Source organism: Geomonas diazotrophica (assembly GCF_018919385.1).
Classification (GTDB): domain Bacteria; phylum Desulfobacterota; class Desulfuromonadia; order Geobacterales; family Geobacteraceae; genus Geomonas; species Geomonas diazotrophica.
Map to the genome: position 1 here is coordinate 186945 of NZ_JAHLMF010000002.1, position 16901 is coordinate 203845.

Consider the following 16901-nt stretch of genomic DNA (forward strand, 5'->3'; position numbering starts at 1 on the left):
GATTGTATTTTGTTTCTAGGATTCGTCCTCGGTCAGCGGGATGATGGCCACCTTGGCCTTGCCTTCCCCGAGGAAACCCAGTTTCCTTGCCGCGGCCCGTGACAGATCGATGAAGGGGAACCCCTTCTTGCGGCAACGGTCGTTGATGACAACCGTGACTTCCTTGTCGTTGGCGAGATTCCTGACCAGAACCTTGGTCCCCAGCGGAAGACTCTGGTGGGCAGCGGTCATCTTTTCCGGATGATACCGCTCTCCCGAGGTGGTCGCTCTTCCGTGGAACTTCTTGGCATAGTAGGATGCTATGCCGACCAGTTTTTTCACCACCGACTTTTCTTGCGGTTCTGCCTTTTCTACTACCGGTTTTGCTACTTGTTCTGCAGCCAGCAGGGGAAGCGTGTGGATCGGGAGGAGCATCAGGGCCAGCACGACTATGCGCACCAACCTGCCGCTCCGCTCGGATGATGCCATGCGCACCTCCTTTGTTGGGCGAGGCATTCGTATAACATGCTCTAACCCCGAAGTCAAGTTCCAACGAACCCGCCCCCGGGTAACCACCTAATCTGCCGCCGTTTTCTTAGCCCGCGTTCGGCGCCTGGGCCGAGGCGTCGTCGTGGGGCTGCGCCCCCCGCTGCCGACGGCCGATGTTGGTCGTGTCGTTAATGATCACCACCTCGCGCGCGGAGCCGTCGACCTCGGGGGGGAAGGCGTGCCGCTTGACCACGAACCACTTGCCGCTGGGTTTGTGCAGCAGTTCGATCCCCGGGGACTCCAGGTGCTCCTTGAGACCTTGCTCCTCGAGGAAGGCAAGGCAGTCCCTGCCGACGATATCCCGGTGCGCCATGCCGGTGAAGGTTTCCACGGCGCGGTTGAAACGCCGGATTTTGCCGAACTGGTCAGCCAGGATGAACAGGTCGGAGATGCAGTCCATGATCTCTTCCCATTCGCGCCGGATACCTTCCATCTGGTGGAAGACGTTCTTCAACTCCTCGTGCTTCATGTAGAGGCGTGCGTCGCTCTCCAGCAGTTCGCGCTCCATCTGGCGCTGATCGGTGACGTCGCGGGAGATGGCGATCAGGCAGGCCTCCCCCTGGTACTCGATCACGTCCGCGGACCACAGGAGCTCGCGGATCTCGCCCGACTTCACCCGGAAACGCACATCCAGGTTGCGCACGTGTCCGTGCTCGTTCAACAGTTTGAGCATCACCATGCGGGCATCCTGGTCCGCCCAGAGCAGGAGCTCGGTGGAAGTCCTGCCGATGACCTCCTCCCTGCTGTACCCGGTGATCTCCTGGAACGCCTCGTTAACGTCGATGTAGGTGCCGTCCTCGGCGCGGGTGATGACGATGGAGTCCGGTGAGGCGTGGAAGGCCTTGGAGAATTTCTCCTCGGAATTGCGCAGTGCCTGCTCGGCCTCGATGCGCCAGGTGATGTCCTGGGCGGTCCCCAGCATGTGCAGCGGCCTCCCCTGGGCGTCGTAGGTCACCTCCGCCCGAGCGGAGAGGGTGCGCAGCGAGCCGTTGGGGAGCACGATTCGGTAGTCCAGATGGTAGGCCCTGCGGTTGTAAATGGCGTCGTTCACCGAGCGGATCACCTGCTCCCGGTCCTCGGGATGCACCGCCTGCAGCACCAGCTCGTGGGTCGGCACGAAGGAGGCGGGGTCGAGGTCGTAGATGCGGTACATCTCGTCGGACCACTCGAGCGTGTCGCTGCCGAGATCCCAGTCCCAGTTGCCAAGGCGCGCGATACGCTGCGCCAAGGCGAGGGTGGCCCGGCTTTCCCTGAGCGCCTCCTCGACCTCCTTGTGGGCACTGATGTCGACCAGGGAAAGCACCGACTGGTCCGTCCCCTCGATGGCGGCCCAGTTGCCGGCCATGGTCCTGGTTCCCTCCTTGCCCACGAGCTGCACCTCGAAGCTGCGACGCGGGGTCCCGGGGAGGGCGCTCTCGTCCGGGGCGGAAACCCCGTCGCTGTCGCAGCGGCCGATGAACTCGGTCCAAAGCCTCCTCCCCTCGAGTTCCTCGCGCGAAAGACCGGTCACCGCCTCGAAACCGCGGTTCACCATCTGCAGGGTGCCGTCGGGGAGGATGATGGCCATGGCGGTCCCGGTGTCCTCGAAGATGGCACGGTACCTCGCCTCGGACTCCTCCAGCCGCTCCTGCGAGATACGGCGAACCGTGATGTCGCGCGCGACGAAGAGCACCGAGCGGACCCCCTGTTCCAGCCCCCCGATGGGGTGCACCGAGATGTCCTCGTAGCGGTTCCTGCCGTCTTCGGCGCGGTAGCAGATCTCGCTGTTCATCGGGGATCCGCTGCAGGAGCAGTCTGAGATGAGGCTCATGATCTGGTCGGCAAGCCCATGCCGGGCCACCAGTTCGGCGAAGGAGTACCCTTGCGCCGCCTCTTCGGTCAGGGCGTAATTGGCGAGAAAGACGCCGTTGCAGTTGACGATGGTGTAGTCGGCCGTCTTGACGACGCAGATGGCGTCGCGGGAGGACTCCAGGAAGATATGGGAAAGGTCGTCGGAATGGCGCAGCGCCGTCTCCACCCTGCGGCCACGCTCGCACACCACGGAAAGGGAGGCGAAGAAGGCGCCGAGCAGGCAGGCGTAGAAGGTGCGCATCCAGATCTCGTAGGCTTTGGGCGAGTGGAGCTGGTGCAGAAAGGGGTCGCGCCCCATGATGGTAGCGTCAAGCAGCGCATCCCCCAGCCAGAATATGGCGATGAAGACTCCCCCCACCGCTATGTGCCGCTTCCAGTTGAACGGCTTGGTCATCCAAGATCCTCCACGATGCTAAGACAGCTCCTGCACCTTTCGGCGGGAAACGGCATAACTTTAGTTTTCCTGTTCAGGAAATGAGCAGCGGCTCCTGCCAGGGGGGGATGATCCCCGCCTCCGCCGCGCGCCCCAGCAGCAGGCGCACCGCCGCCTCCCCCTCGCTCCCCAGCCCGCGGGAGAAATCGTTCACGTAGAGCCCGATGTGGGCGTCGCATACCTCGTCGCTCATCTCCTGCGAGTGCGCGCGGATGTAGGGGCGGGCCTCGCCGGGGTGCCGGAAGGCGTAATCGACGCTCCGGGCTATCCCCTGTTCGAGCCTGAGCAGCGCCTCCCGCCCCAGGGAGCGCTTGGCCGCGATCCCCCCCAGCGGGATCGGGTGCCCTGTCTCCTGTTCCCACCATTCCCCGAGGTCGACCACCTTCTTGAGGCCGTACCCCTGGTAGGTGAAACGGGATTCGTGGATGATCACGCCGGCCGCCACCGAGCCGTCCGCCACCGCAGCCATGATCTCGTGAAAGGGAAGGTAGACGAAGTCGGTCAGGGAGGGATTGAAAAGCCGCAGCAGCAGCGCCGCGGTCGTGTAGCGTCCGGGAAGGGCGACCCGCTTGCCGGTGAGGGTGCCGGGGTCGAGGTCGTCGCGTGCCACGACCAGCGGCCCGCAGCCGCGCCCGAGGGCGCCGCCGCTTCTCAGGAGGAGGTAATCCTTCAGGATGTGCCCCAGGAGGTGGTAGGAGACCTTGGACACGTCCAGCACCGAAGCCAGCGCCATCCGGTTCAGGGTCTCCACGTCCTCCAGCTGCTCCCGGAACCGGAAGCCGCAGTCGACGCGCCCGTGGATCAGGGCGTCAAAGATAAAGGTATCGTTGGGACAAGGTGAAAAGCCCAGGGAAAGTACCGGAGCTGACTCCTGATCCTGATTATGTGACACTGCTGCATCCATGTGTTGCTCTAGCTCCCGATTTACAGTTACTGCAAGCGACTGCCGGCAATATGCGACACGCTCCGCAAGTTTTAAGACTCACCAATATACTATCAGGCTGGCTTCCGCGCAAGAAAAGCTTAACGAAATGGTCATAGTACAATTAGAAGTTCTGAAGGGAAGATCCCTTAGACTCGATCAGGCGGGGGAGAGCCGAAGCCCCGTTCAGTGGATGCCGGGCAGGACGGCCGCCTGCTCGAGGTAAACGGCGAGAAACCGCTGGACCTCTCCCACCGCACGCTTCAGATCCCAGCGCGAGAGGTCCCGGTCCTCCACCATGTTGCTGATGCCGCGGACCTCGAGACAGGGAACGCCGTACATGAAAGCCACCTGGGCCACGGCGGCACCCTCCATGTTCTCGCAGACTCCCGGGAAGCGCCTCAGCAGCTCCTCCCCCCGCCGGGCGGTGCCGGAGCAGGTGGAAACGGTGAGGAAAGGGCCCATGACGGCCTTGAAGCCGCCGGCTGCGGCGCGATCCAGGGCGCGACGCGCCACCTCCTGGTCCAGCGGGATCCGGTTGAAAAGCCGCTCGCCCCTCCCCTCGTACACGGGTAGGCCGATCAGGTCGAGCCCGCGCCATCCGGAGGGGGTCTGCACCCCTTCATCGGCGAGGCACTCGCTGTCGGCGACGGCCAGATCGCCCACAGCCAGGCCTGATCCGGCGAAAGCGCCGCCGCAGCCGGTATTAATGATGAGATCCGGGGCGTAACGCTCGCACAGGAGGGTGGCGGCCGCCGCCGCGTTGACCTTCCCTATCCCGGTCTGGGCGAAGAGGAGCTCCGCCCCCCCCTTCTCGGCGCGGTGAACGGGGAGGTGCCCCCCCCCTGGCAGCGCGGCTGCCGAGGTGGCGATCAGCAGCTCTGAGAGTTCCATCCGGGTCGATGCGGTGACGATGATGCGGCTCATGCGCTCTCCTGCAAAGTTTTTGGTGCGCGAGTGTAGCACAGCAGGGAAGCCGACTTCAACGCCTAGCGGCGCCGGGGAGTCAAATAACCGTCACACGTCAATAAAACGCTGCTTCCGCCCCCCCTCTCTCCGACGCGGCAACCGCCACCCGCGTCCCTCGCCCGGCGTCTTCATTGGAAAAAGTGCGGCAAATCATGCTCCATCTGTTACAATTGTTCCCGCATCCTCGCGCCAGATGCGGCGGCACAGCTTTTGCTGATACAGTGGCGCTTGATTAAGGTACGGGTACCGCCGGCTCTCATTTATCCGCTCTCCCCTCTCGTGAGCCGTTGACAACGGTGGTCCCGGCCTCGGGTAATGCCAAGGCATGGTGAGGGGGAAAAGGGAGCCGCCGGGATGCCGAGACCGGGGTCCCCGCACCCCCTTTTTTGTTGCATAAGTCAAGGGCATCTAATATATTCGCTCAGTTCCAACTACTCGCAAAGAAGGGTCTTTCATGCCGCGCTGGATTCTCCCCCTGAACATAACCCTCGGCCTGGCGATCACCGCAGTCGCGGCGCTCATCGCAGCGGATTTATTGAGCGTCAAGATCGCCGCCCTGTATCCCAGGAACGCCCAGAAGCAGGTCGCGGCGCAGGCTGCCGCAGGACCGGCCGCAAGCCAGGACCTGCTCAGCTTCGCGCCGATCCTGGAGCGGGGGCTGTTCGGCAAGGCGACCCAGGGAAAACTCACCCCGCTGCAGCAGCAGGCGGCCGCAGGCCCGGCTGCGGCGGCGCGTCCCGCCGCATCCGTCGGCGACCTGATCCTTCTGGGGACGGCGGTCGGCTCCTTCCGCGAGACCTTCGCGCTGGTGCAGAAGACCTCGAGCCACGAGGAACGGGTCTTCCGGCTGGGGGACACGGTATTCTCCTCGGGGCCGCTGGTCTCGGTGAAGAAGGACGTGGCCGAGATCCTGATCGGCGGCAAAAGGGTGAAGATACTCACCCCGATGGCCGCCGCGGCAGAGGCTGCGGCCGCCCCCGCGGCAGCACCGGCCGGCGTCGCCGGAGGTTCCGGCCTGGCCGCCCCCTCCGGCGGAGGGAACTACGTCATCGACCAGCGCGCGCTCAACGCCGCCCTGGACAACATCGGGCAGGCCATGACCGACGCGCGCCTGCTCCCCAGCATGAAGGACGGCAAGGTCGAGGGGTTCCGCGCCTCGGAGGTGAAGCCGCAGGGGATCTTCGGCACCGTCGGCATCAGAAACGGTGACGTCCTCCTGAGGATGAACGACTTCCCGATCGACTCGCCGGAGAAGGCGATCCAGTCCTTCGCCTCGCTCAAGGGGCAGAGCAGGATCAAGCTCGACCTGATCCGCGACGGCAAGCCCACTACGTTTACTTACGACATCCAATAAAGCAGGAGCAGATTAAGACAGAGATTAAGACTAAGCAGAGGCAATAGTCCAACGCATGAGGGCTCCATGTACCATAGTTTCAAAGACATGCCGGTTTGGCAGGACGCTATGGACGTGGCTGAGCGGGTGCACAAGGCAACGGAACATCTCCCCCGCAAGGAGGATTACGGCCTGACTTCACAGATTCGCAGATCCGCCCTCAGCATATCAGCAAACATTGCTGAGGCTTTTGGAAGAAAGCACCTGCTCGACAAGATCAACTTCTACTATCACGCCCGGGGTTCGCTTACGGAGACGCAAAACCACATCGAGTACTCGAGGAGGGTGGGGTACCTCACCCCGGAGGACGCCGATTCTCTCGACGGAGCTCTGAATAAGCTGTACCTGGAGATCAACAAGATAGTGGTAACTCTGAAAGAACTGCAGTCGGGTTTAACTAAATCTTAATCTTTATCTTAGTCTGCCTCTAGGGGGTTTCCTTGAAAAGAAGAGTTGCGCGCATCACTGCCATGCTCATGTTCCTGCTGGCTGCCCCGAATCTCGTCCTCGCCAAAGGGGTGGTGCTGAACTTCACCGACGTGGACATCGCCACCATGGTGAAATTCGTCAGCGACCTCACCGGCAAGAACTTCATCATGGACGACCGGGTCAAGGGGAAGATCTCCGTGTTCTCCCCGGCCAAGCTCTCCAACGAGGAGGCCTACAACGTCTTCACCTCGGTGCTGGAGCTCAAAGGGTTCACCGTGGTGCCGGCGGGCAAGGTGATGAAGATCGTACCGACCGCGGCCGCGAAGCAGGCCGGGATGAGGGTCCTTAGCGAAGGGGACAAGGGTGTGGTGAACGACAGCTACCAGGCCCGGGTGATCCAGCTCGAGCACGTCCCCCCCCAGGACGCGGTCACCTTCCTGCAGCCGCTGGTCTCCAAGGACGGGCAGATCTCGGCCTTCGGCGCCGCCAACCTGATCCTCGTGGTGGACTCCGCCTACAACATCCAGAAGATCCTCGGGATCCTCAAGCATATCGATACCGACCAGGTCCGCGAAGGTGCCGAGCTTGTCTTTTTGAAGAACGCGGCGGCCGACAGCGTGGCCACCATGGTCAAGGACTGGCTCTCCGGCAAGCAAAGCGGCAAGGCGGGCACCGCGCCGGGGGCCTCGACCGGCTCCGTACCCGTGGTCGCCGACGCAAGGCTGAACGCCCTGATCATCTTCGGCTCCGACAAGGACAAGGCCGACATCAAGAAGCTGATCGCGCTGGTCGACGTGGTCCCCCCCACCACCAGCAGCAAGGTGAACGTCTACTACCTGGAAAACGCAGAGGCGACCGAGGTCGCCAAGGTGCTGGAAGGGCTTGTGAAGGGAACATCCAGCGCGGCTCCCGCTGCCGCCGGCACCGCTGCGGCACCGCAGCAGGCGGTATTCGAAGGGGGCAAGATCACCATCACCCCGGACAAGGCCACCAACTCCCTGGTGGTCATGGCCTCCCCGACCGACTACCAGAACCTCCTGCAGGTGATCCAGAAGCTCGACAGAAGGAGCCGCCAGGTCTTCGTGCAGGCGATGATCGCCGAGGTATCGGTGAACCGGGCCAAGGACCTCGGGGTGCAGATCGGCGTCATCGGCGCCGCCTCCAACGGCACCGTGGCCACCATCGGCACCTTCGACCCGTTCGGCACCGTGGCCGGCCTCTCCACCACGGCCGCGGCGGCGAAAACACTTGGCATGGACGTGACCCTGGGCAAGATCAACGTCCCGGTGGTGCTGCAGGCGCTGCAGACCAACGGCGCCCTGAACGTCCTCTCCACCCCCAACATCATGACCAGCGACAACAAGGAAGCCGAGATCTTCGTGGGCGAGAACGTCCCCTTCGTCTCGGGGACCAACCTCACCTCGACCGGGCTCTCCCAGCAGTCCATCGAGCGGAAGGACACCGGTATCATCCTGAAGATCAAGCCCCAGATCAGCGAGGGGGAGTACATCAAGCTCGACATCTACCAGGAGATCTCGGCGGTGAAGGACTTCGGCACCGCGACCAGCCCGAGCCTCGGGAGCACCAAGCGCTCCGCCAAGACCTCGGTGGTGGTGAAGAACACCGACACCGTGCTGATCGGCGGCCTGATCCAGGACACCGACCAGGTGACCGAGAGCAAGATCCCGCTCCTGGGCGACATCCCGGGCCTTGGGTGGCTCTTCAAGACCAAAACAACAAAGCGTGACAAGACCAACCTCCTGATCATGCTCACCCCGCGCATCATCAAGGACGCGCGCGACCTGGCCGAGGTCTCGGTGACCCAGAGGAACAACTTCTCCGACGCCGTGAAGAACGACGCCCCCTTCAACCTGGAGCGCGCTCTCGAGGAAAAACCGAAGTCCGTGACCGCGGACAAGCCCGAAATTCGCAACCAGTAACGGCGGACAGACTCCCATGGCAGAAACGCTTGATCTAGAAAGCATAGCGGAACGTCTCGGCCTCCCCTTCCAGGCCGAGATCGACGACTCCAAGGTGGACGGCGCGCTGGTGACCCGGGTGCCGCTCAACTTCGCCCGCAACAACCTCCTGCTCCCGCTGCGCGAGGAACAGGGGACCGTGATCGCGGCGAGCGCAGACCCCGCCAACCTCCTCGCCATCGACGAGATGGCGGGGCTGTTCCAGCTCCCGGTCTCCACCGTGGTGGTGCCCCAGCCGGTCCTGCTCGACGCGGTGAACCGCCTCTACTCCCGGCTCTCCGGCTCGGCGCAGGAGGTGGTCGAGGAGCTCGAGGGGGAGGAACTCTCCACCCTGGCCACCTCGTTCAACGAGCCGCGCGACCTGATGGAGCTGACCGACGAGGCGCCGGTGATCCGGCTTTTGAACTCCATCCTGTTCCAGGCGGTGAAGGAGCGCGCGAGCGACATCCACATCGAGCCCTTCGAGCGCGAGCTCGAGGTCCGCTTCAGGATCGACGGCCTGCTCTACAAGATGCTCTCCCCCCCGAAGGTGATCCAGGAGGCGCTCACCTCCCGCGTGAAGATCATGTCGGGCCTGAACATCGCCGAGAAGAGGCTGCCGCAGGACGGCCGCATCCGCGTGAAGGTCGCCGGCCGCGACGTGGACATCCGCGTCTCGCTGATCCCGACCTTCTTCGGCGAGCGCGTGGTCCTGAGGCTTCTGGACAAACAGCGCGGCGTGCTCTCGCTCAAGGAGATCGGGCTCTCCGACAAGAACGACCTCCTCATGGAGCGGCTTTTGTCCCGCACCAGCGGCATCATCCTGGTCACCGGCCCCACCGGCAGCGGCAAGACCACCACGCTCTACGCGGCGCTCTCCCAGATCAACTCGCCGGAGAAGAACATCATCACCGTCGAGGACCCGATCGAGTACCAGTTGAAGGGGGTGGGCCAGATCCAGGTCAACCCGAAGATCGACCTGACCTTCGCCAACGGGCTGCGCTCCATCCTGAGGCAGGACCCGGACATCGTCATGATCGGCGAGATCCGCGACGCCGAGACCGCCGAGATCGCCATGCAGGCCTCGCTCACCGGCCACCTCGTGCTCTCCACCCTGCACACCAACGACGCCGCCACCGCGGTCACCCGTCTCATCGACATGGGGATCGAGCCGTTCATGGTGGCCTCCTCGCTCTCGGCGGTGCTGGCGCAGCGGCTGGTGCGCGTCATCTGCCCGCACTGCAAGGAATCCTACACGCCGGACCGAAGCTACCCGGGGGTCGAGCTCCCGCCGGTTCTCTACCGCGGCCGCGGCTGCGACAAATGCTTCAACCTCGGGACCATCGGCCGGGTCGGCATCTACGAACTCCTTCCCATCGACGCGGAGCTCTGCTCCATGATCATCCGCCAGTCATCCTCCGGCGCCATCAAGGAGTACGCCGTCTCCAAGGGGATGCGCACCCTGCGCGAGGACGGCCTCATGAAGGCGGCCCAGGGGATCACCACCATCGAGGAGGTCCTGCGGGTGACCCAGGACGACTATGCCGACCTTTCGCTATAGCGCATTCAACCAGAAGGGGGCCGAGGTCGCCGGGACGGTGGACGCCGCCAGCGAGAGCGAGGCGCGGCTCCAGTTGAAGCAGAAGGGGCTCTTCGCCAAGGAGATCGCCCCCGCCGCCGAGGCCGGCTCCCGCTGGTCGTTCAACTCCGGCGTCAGCGTCCCCGACCTCTCCCTCGCCACGAGAAGGCTCGCCACCCTCCTCGGGAGCGCCGTACCGGTCTACGAGGCCGTCGCGACCCTGTGGGAGCAGGAGGCGCCGGGCGAGCTGAAACGGGTGCTCGGGCGGGTGCGGGACCGGCTCGCCGAGGGGCAGGGGCTCGCACAGTCGCTCGCCGCCGAGCCGCAGGTCTTCTCCGAGAGCTACATCGGCATGGTCGCCGCAGGCGAGGCAAGCGGCGCGCTCGAGGTGGTGCTGGAGCGCCTGGCCGAGTTCCAGGAGGACCAGGCCGAGGTGAGAAGCCGGGTCATCACCGCCCTCATCTACCCCGCCATCATGGTGGTGGTCGGTATCGGCGTCATGATGGTGCTCCTTGGCTTCGTGGTCCCCAAGATCTCCGCCGTCTTCGAGAGCAACAAGGCGACCCTCCCCCTGGTCACCGTCCTTCTGATCAAGGCCAGCACCCTGGTCAGAAAGGGATGGTGGATCATGGGCGCGCTCGCCTTGGGCGCCGTCGCGGCCTGGAAGCGGGCGAAGGCGAACGAGGAATTCCTGCAAAGGCGCGACCGGTTCCTCCTCAAGCTCCCCATGGCCGGCCAGCTCTGGCGGCGCCTGGTGCTGTCCCGTTTTGCCAAGGTGCTCGGCCTATTGCTGCAGAGCGGGGTCCCCATCATCAAGGCGATGGAGATCACCGGCGAGGCCGTGGTGAACCGGGAGTACAAGTCCTTCCTCGCCCAGGCGCGCGAGACGCTGATCCAGGGGGGAAGCCTCTCCGCGACGCTGAAGGCGAGCCCCCTCTTCCCGCCGCTTCTGACCCACATGACCGCCGTGGGGGAGAAGAGCGGCGAGCTGGACGCCATGCTGATCAAGGCGGGCGACGCCTTCCAGAAGGAGTTCAACGCGCAGGTGACCCGCTCCATGGCGCTGCTCGAGCCGATGCTGATCCTGGGCATGGGGCTCACCATCGGCTTCATGGTCATCGCCGTGCTGCTCCCCATCATGCAACTGAACCAGTTGGTCAAATAACTGAAATGACACCATTCCATACTTTGCGAGGTCTATCCATGCTGAAGACAATGAAAGACAGCCGCGGTTTCACCCTGATCGAACTTATGGTGGTCATCGTCATCCTGAGCCTTCTGGCCGTCCTGGTCGGGCCGAAGATCATCGGCCGCAGCGACGACGCCAAGGTAGCCGACGCCAAGGTGCAGATCAGGAACATCGAGACCGCGCTGAAGCTCTACAAGCTGGACAACGGCAACTTCCCGACCACCGAGCAGGGGCTGCAGGCGCTGGTCACAAAGCCGACCACCGGCAAGATCCCGAACAACTACAAGGCGGAGGGGTACCTGGAGAACAAGAACGTCCCCAAGGATCCCTGGGGCAACGACTACCTCTACCTCTCCCCGGGCGAGCACGGCGATTACGACCTCTCCTCCTACGGCGCGGACGGCGCCCGCGGCGGCGAAGGGAAGAACGCCGACATCGAAAGCTGGAGCATGAAGTAGCGTGCAGGGGAGTGGACACACCGCCCGGACTGTAGGGGCGAATAATCATTCGCCCCGCCTCATGGTGCACAAGAGGAAAGACCCGTTTGGGACCTGTGAGTAAAGGCAAAAACCAAGAGCGCGACCACGCCGGCTTCACCCTGCTTGAGCTGATGGTGGTGATCTTCATCATCGCGCTGGCGGCGGGGATCGTGCTGCCGCGGCTCCCCGAGCCCGAAGCGACCCGCCTGAAGAGCTCGGCGCGCAACCTGGCCAGCGGCCTCAGGTTCCTCAACGACCAGGCCATCGTCACCAAGAAGGTCTACCGCCTGCACCTGCAACTGGGGGAGAACACCACCCGCATCACCGAGCTATCCCCCTCCGGCGAAGAGCTGCAGCCGGGGGACCAGTTCATGGGGAGGCGGCTCATCGAGGAAGGGATCGACATCGAGGATGTGAACCTGCCCACCCAGGGGGTCGTGACGGAGGGTGAGGTGATCATCCCCTTCGGCCCCGGCGGGGTGGCGGACGGGGTGACCATCCACCTGAAGGCGGGGGAGAAGCATTACACGGTCACCGCGAACCCTTCCGGCGGCAAGGTGACCGTGCAGGACGGCTACCAGGAGGTGAGCTCGTGAGAGGTTTCACGCTGCTCGAGGTGATGATAGCGCTCGCCATCACGGCCGGTGTGCTCCTCACCGTGATCTCCTCGGTGAACCACCACCTGGCCACGATCTCGGCCGATACCGAGGAGACCACGGCCGTGCTGCTGGGGCGCGCCAAGCTGGAAGATCCCGAGTTCGCCAAGAAGAGCGACACCAAGGGGACCTTCGCCCCCGATCATCCCGACCACAAGTGGGAGCGCGAAATAACCAAGACAGAGATCCCGGGCCTGAACATGATCCGATTGACCGTCATCTGGGCCAACGACACAAAAAGGCTGTCGCTTGTGCAATACGCACCGCAAAATGCGCAATAACAAGGGCTTCACCCTCATCGAGCTCCTGATCGCCCTGGCGCTTCTGGTGATCCTCGCCGGCGCCCTGTACGGCACCTACTTCTCGGTAGTGGCGGCGCGCGAAAAGGGGGGGACCCGGATGGAGGAGCGCCGGGAGCTCTCCGCGACGCTCGGCAAGCTGCACGATGAGCTGACCTCGGCCTTTTTCAGGATGGCCTCATCAACCACCGGTACGACGACACCCGCGGCAACGACGCAGCGGTTCCATTTCGTGGTCGAGGACCGGGACAGCTTCGGCAAGCCAGCCTCGCTGCTCCAGTTCACCGCGCTCACCCCGCCCCGCATCGACCCGTCGCCGGCGTCCGACCTCATGGTGGTGCGTTACTCGGTGCGGGAAAAGGAGGAGGACCAGATCCTCACCCTGGTGCGCGAGGCCCGCGACCTTTATCTCGATGCCAGCGTGGCGTCGGTCCCCTACCCCGTCATGGACCGGATGGAGGGGTTCCTGGTCGAGTGCTGGGATGGCGGCAAGTGGGTCAAAACCTGGGACACGGCGCTCAACAACAAGCTGCCCAACAAGGTAAGAGTCACGATAACGGCCAAGGGAGGCGAGGTCTTCAGCACCATCGCCACCCTGAGGAAGACGCCATGAGGGGGGAAAGGGGATTCGCCCTCGTCATAGCGCTCATCGTGACCACGCTCCTCGTGGCGCTTCTGGCCGAGTTCGTCAACGAGGTCTACGTCGACACCTCGCACAGCCACAACTTCGTCGCGTCCCAGCAGGCAGGCATCCTGGCCGAGTCGGGCGTCGCCGGAGGGATGAAGCTGCTGCAGGTCTGCAGCACGCTGCGGCTTGGGGAGCAGTACAGCTCTCTGCTGGAGCCGTGGGCGAAGCCGCAGTCCCTGGACGCGGGCAACGGCACGGTTACCGTCACCATCGAGGAGGAGAGCGGCAAGTTGGACCTTAACGCCGCGACCTCGCAGACCGGGACGCCGGACCCGTTCCAAAAGGATGCGCTGCTGAGGCTTTTCGACAACCTGAAGCTGTCGCGCGATCTTTACGACCCGCTGGCCGACTGGGTCGACACCGATGACACGCCTCGCCCAAACGGCGCGGAAAAGAACTATTACGGCACCCTCAAGCCCCCGCACCTGGTGCACAGCGACAAGCTGGACACCCTCGAAGAGCTCGCTCTGGTCAAGGGGTACACCCCGGAGGTGCTGGCGAAGCTGCGCGGCCTGGTGACGGTGTACGGGGTCGCCAACGGCACCGCCGCACAGATCAACATCAACACGGCCCCCAAAGAGGTCCTCATGTCGCTTGACGACCGCCTCATGACCGGGGACCAGGTGGCCCAGATCCTGGAGTACCGTAAGACCAAGGTGATAAAGACGCTGGCCGATGTCTTCGGAAGCTCCACGCTCACCCAGGCTCTATCCTTAAAAGTAGGATTCAAGGGATCCATCTACCGGATCCGTTCCGAGGGGAGGGTGGGAGAGAGTGTACGTATTGTCGAGGCCGTGGTGACCGACGTGGAAGGCACCTCGCCCAGGATCCTTTATTGGAGAGAATATTGATGGACATGCTGATCGTACAGCTGAAAAGGACCGAGCTGGTCCTGGCCAGTTTCAGGGCCAAGAAGGGTGGAGCCTCCTTCCTCTCCGCCGAGCGGCACCCGCTTCTGGGTGAGGAGGGGGAACTCTCCCGCATCCTTTGCGGAAGCTCGCTGGCGACGGGAGAACACCGGGTGGTACTCGCCCTCCCCCCCTCCACGCTGTTCATGAGGGAGCTGGAGCTCCCCATCAGCGACCGCGCCAAGGTGCGGGAACTCCTCCCGCTGGAATTGAAAGGGGAAACGGCGCTCGATACCGACCAGCTCGCCTTCGACGCCCTCCCCCTGTCCGGCGGCAAGGTGCTGGCGGTCTGGGGCAGGATCCAGGAGCTCTCCGAGAAGATCGAGATCCTGAAAGAAGTCGGGCTCGAGCCGGAAGTGGTCACCGCGTCCCTGTTCCACTGGGACAAGCTGGCGCCCGCCGCCGGGACCGTGGCGGTGAGCGACGGCGAGGCCGTCGCCGCCTACAGCGACGGAGCCCCCATCTACTTCCGGGCCCTCCCCCCCGGCGCAAGCGAAGCGGATCTGCAGCGCACCGTCGCCGCCCTGGAACTCTCACGCGACCTGCGGGTTGAACGCGTGATCTCGCACACCCCCGGGAAGCAGGAGGAAGCCACCGTCTCCCCCTCCACCAAGGGGCTGTTCGAGGCCTTCGGCGACGACCCGCGCGCCGCGCACGATCTGGCCGGCGCCTACGCGCTGGCGGCAGCCGTGGCCGACAATTCCGCCGTCAACCTGCGCCGCGGCCCGCTCGCCTACACCGCCGCGACCGAGAAGCTGTACCAGCGCCTCAAGGTGAGCATGATGCTGGCCGCGGCCCTCGTGCTCCTCATCTTCGCCGAAAGCGGCGTGCGCTACTACCTCGTCAAACGCGACCTCGCCTCGCTGGACCGCACCATCACCGGCATCTACAAAGAGGTGTTCCCGACCCGGAAGAAGGCGGTCGACGAGGTCGCCGAACTCCGCTCCGAGATCAAGCGCCTGGAAGGTGCCAAGACCTCGAGCAACGTGCTGAAGCTTTTGAGCGACGTGGCCCAGGTCAAGGGGGAGGACGTCTTCGGCATCTACGAAACTGAGATTGCCGGTTCCGACGTCCGCCTGAAGGGGGACGCCAAGAGCATCCAGGCCGCCGGCGAGCTGAAGAGCCGCGCCGCCGCCATCCTCGAGGGGGCAGAGGTGGGCGAGACCAAGTCCCGCCCCGACGGCAGCGTCACCTTCACCCTGAGCGGGAAGATGAAGGGGGTGACCCGATGAACCGCGAAGAGATGATCAACCTCCTGCAGGGACTGGACAACCGCACCAGGCAGCGCATCGGCGTCGCCATCGCCGTGGTGCTCGCCATCGTGGTGCTCCTCTCGGCCGTGAACAGCAGGATCTCCGCGCTGGAACACAAGCGGACCGCCCGCGAGGCCGACATTGCCGAGCTGATGCGCCTGAAGCTCCGCTACCAGGAGGCGAACCAGGGCGCCCAGCGCCTGGCCAACCGGCTCATGGCCACCAAGCCGGACGACTCCCCGGCCAAGATCGTGGAGGAGATCGGCATCAAGGGGCGCGCAAGCCAGATCAAGTCGGTCAAGGGGGATGACATCCCCGGCTACGTCGAGGATGCCGCCGAACTCCGCATGGAGGGGCTTTCCGCCAATGAGGCGGTCAACCTGATCTACCGTTTGGAAAAGGGGGCGCGACCGGTCACGGTCAAGAAGGCCCTGATCAAGCAGAGGTTCGATGACCCCTCCAGGCTCGACCTCACTCTCACCATCGCCCTGATCAAGCCGGCACCGGTGGGGAAATAGATGAAGAAACGCACCCTTTACCTCGCCTGCGGCGTTCCCGCCACGCTTTTTTTGTTCCTGCTCCTGACGCTGCTTTTCACCCCCAACCACGCCATCAAGGGGGTGCTGGTCCGGGCAGCAGAAAACGCCGGGTACACCCTGGAGTGCACCGGCTTCGGCAAGAGCTTCCCGCTGGGGCTAAAGGCCGACAAGGTCGAGCTCGGCTCCGAGAAGGGGGCCATCCTCAAGCTGGGGCAGGTGAAGGTGCGGCTGGAGCTGCTGCCGCTTCTTACCGGCAAGGCGCGCCTTGCCTACCGCTGCAGCATCGGCGCGGGGGAGGCCGCGGGGGAACTCGACCTCGGCAGGAGTAAGGGGTGGAGCATCCAGTGCCGCGGAGTCCGGCTCGAGGACATCCCCTTCTTCAGCACCGTGGCCGAAGCCAAGGTGAGGGGGGAGCTGAAGCTCAACGGCAAAATGGAGGCGAACAAGGGGGGAGGCAGCGGCGACCTGCAGCTGGAGGTCCGCGCCGCCGAGGTTGCCGGCGTGAAGATCGGGTCCATGCCGCTTCCCGATGCCTCCTACCGCGAGGTGCGCGGCGCCCTTAAGATCGACAAGGGGCGCGCCGTTTTAAAAAGCTTTACCTTAAACGGCGACGGCATCTACGTCCGCCTCTCCGGCGACACCGTTTTGGGAAACCCGGTCGGCGCGTCGCCGCTCAACCTGACCATGGAGATGATGCCCAAGCCCTCCTTCCTGGAGCGCCAGAAGTTCGTGTTTTTACTGCTCACCAAGTACCAGAGTTCTCCGGGGGCCTTCAAGGTTCCCATAGGCGGGACCCTGGCCCACCCATCGCTGTAACTTTTTCAGAAC

General features: G+C 64.1%; 17 protein-coding genes. 13 read left to right on the top strand and 4 right to left on the bottom strand.

Annotation, left to right across the window (positions count from 1 at the left end; translation table 11 throughout):
• Nucleotides 1-15 precede the first annotated feature (15 nt).
• From KOM00_RS03055 to mqnB, 4 genes are all read right to left on the bottom strand, one after another.
• Nucleotides 16-468 (bottom strand): septal ring lytic transglycosylase RlpA family protein, encoded by a 453-nt coding sequence (locus KOM00_RS03055; RefSeq protein WP_216497365.1) that lies wholly within the window; start codon nucleotides 466-468, stop codon nucleotides 16-18.
• A 106-nt stretch (nucleotides 469-574) separates the two neighbouring features.
• The gene (locus tag KOM00_RS03060) at nucleotides 575-2773 is read right to left on the bottom strand and encodes a PAS domain S-box protein (protein WP_216497366.1); all 2199 of its coding nucleotides are present in this window, start codon (nucleotides 2771-2773) and stop codon (nucleotides 575-577) included.
• A 73-nt stretch (nucleotides 2774-2846) separates the two neighbouring features.
• Nucleotides 2847-3704, bottom strand: a complete 858-nt coding sequence (locus KOM00_RS03065) for a 1,4-dihydroxy-6-naphthoate synthase (RefSeq protein ID WP_407931674.1) — start codon at nucleotides 3702-3704, stop codon at nucleotides 2847-2849.
• A 216-nt stretch (nucleotides 3705-3920) separates the two neighbouring features.
• Nucleotides 3921-4661: a futalosine hydrolase gene (mqnB, locus tag KOM00_RS03070; protein ID WP_216497368.1), complete on the bottom strand. Its 741-nt coding sequence runs from the start codon at nucleotides 4659-4661 to the stop codon at nucleotides 3921-3923.
• A 496-nt stretch (nucleotides 4662-5157) separates the two neighbouring features.
• On the opposite strand from mqnB, the gene gspC reads away from it, so the two are divergent.
• The 13 genes from gspC to gspN all read left to right on the top strand — a co-directional run bounded on the left by gspC (nucleotide 5158) and on the right by gspN (nucleotide 16889).
• A complete protein-coding gene (gene gspC / locus KOM00_RS03075) occupies nucleotides 5158-6057 on the top strand; it encodes a type II secretion system protein GspC (RefSeq protein ID WP_216497369.1) in 900 nt (299 codons plus the stop codon).
• Between the two features lie 66 nt (nucleotides 6058-6123).
• Nucleotides 6124-6504, top strand: coding sequence for a four helix bundle protein (locus KOM00_RS03080; RefSeq protein ID WP_216497370.1), 381 nt, complete (start codon nucleotides 6124-6126; stop codon nucleotides 6502-6504).
• A gap of 32 nt (nucleotides 6505-6536) precedes the next feature.
• Nucleotides 6537-8465: a type II secretion system secretin GspD gene (gene gspD / locus KOM00_RS03085; RefSeq protein WP_216497371.1), complete on the top strand. Its 1929-nt coding sequence runs from the start codon at nucleotides 6537-6539 to the stop codon at nucleotides 8463-8465.
• 16 nt (nucleotides 8466-8481) lie between these two features.
• The gene (gspE, locus tag KOM00_RS03090; RefSeq protein ID WP_216497372.1) at nucleotides 8482-10044 is read left to right on the top strand and encodes a type II secretion system ATPase GspE; all 1563 of its coding nucleotides are present in this window, start codon (nucleotides 8482-8484) and stop codon (nucleotides 10042-10044) included.
• Nucleotides 10025-11227, top strand: a complete 1203-nt coding sequence (gspF, locus tag KOM00_RS03095) for a type II secretion system inner membrane protein GspF (RefSeq protein ID WP_216497373.1) — start codon at nucleotides 10025-10027, stop codon at nucleotides 11225-11227. Before gspE ends, gspF begins: the two co-directional genes overlap by 20 nt.
• Before the next feature lie 38 nt (nucleotides 11228-11265).
• Entirely contained in the window at nucleotides 11266-11709 is a 444-nt protein-coding gene (gene gspG, locus KOM00_RS03100) for a type II secretion system major pseudopilin GspG (RefSeq protein ID WP_275423218.1), read from the top strand.
• A gap of 95 nt (nucleotides 11710-11804) precedes the next feature.
• Nucleotides 11805-12326, top strand: a complete 522-nt coding sequence (locus KOM00_RS03105) for a prepilin-type N-terminal cleavage/methylation domain-containing protein (RefSeq protein ID WP_239027591.1) — start codon at nucleotides 11805-11807, stop codon at nucleotides 12324-12326.
• Nucleotides 12323-12667, top strand: a complete 345-nt coding sequence (locus tag KOM00_RS03110) for a prepilin-type N-terminal cleavage/methylation domain-containing protein (protein ID WP_216497374.1) — start codon at nucleotides 12323-12325, stop codon at nucleotides 12665-12667. Before KOM00_RS03105 ends, KOM00_RS03110 begins: the two co-directional genes overlap by 4 nt.
• Nucleotides 12657-13298 (top strand): type II secretion system protein GspJ, encoded by a 642-nt coding sequence (locus KOM00_RS03115; RefSeq protein ID WP_216497375.1) that lies wholly within the window; start codon nucleotides 12657-12659, stop codon nucleotides 13296-13298. The genes KOM00_RS03110 and KOM00_RS03115 overlap by 11 nt, the downstream gene beginning before the upstream one ends.
• Entirely contained in the window at nucleotides 13295-14224 is a 930-nt protein-coding gene (gene gspK, locus KOM00_RS03120) for a type II secretion system minor pseudopilin GspK (RefSeq protein ID WP_216497376.1), read from the top strand. Before KOM00_RS03115 ends, gspK begins: the two co-directional genes overlap by 4 nt.
• Nucleotides 14224-15513 (top strand): type II secretion system protein GspL, encoded by a 1290-nt coding sequence (gene gspL, locus KOM00_RS03125; protein ID WP_216497377.1) that lies wholly within the window; start codon nucleotides 14224-14226, stop codon nucleotides 15511-15513. The genes gspK and gspL overlap by 1 nt, the downstream gene beginning before the upstream one ends.
• Nucleotides 15510-16052 carry a dehydroquinate synthase/iron-containing alcohol dehydrogenase family protein gene (locus KOM00_RS03130; protein WP_216497378.1) on the top strand — a complete coding sequence of 181 codons (543 nt, stop codon included), beginning with the start codon at nucleotides 15510-15512 and terminating at the stop codon, nucleotides 16050-16052. The genes gspL and KOM00_RS03130 overlap by 4 nt, the downstream gene beginning before the upstream one ends.
• Complete coding sequence (gene gspN, locus KOM00_RS03135; protein WP_216497379.1) at nucleotides 16053-16889, top strand: type II secretion system protein GspN; 837 nt, start codon at nucleotides 16053-16055, stop codon at nucleotides 16887-16889. It abuts the gene before it with no gap.
• Nucleotides 16890-16901: the final 12 nt, after the last annotated feature.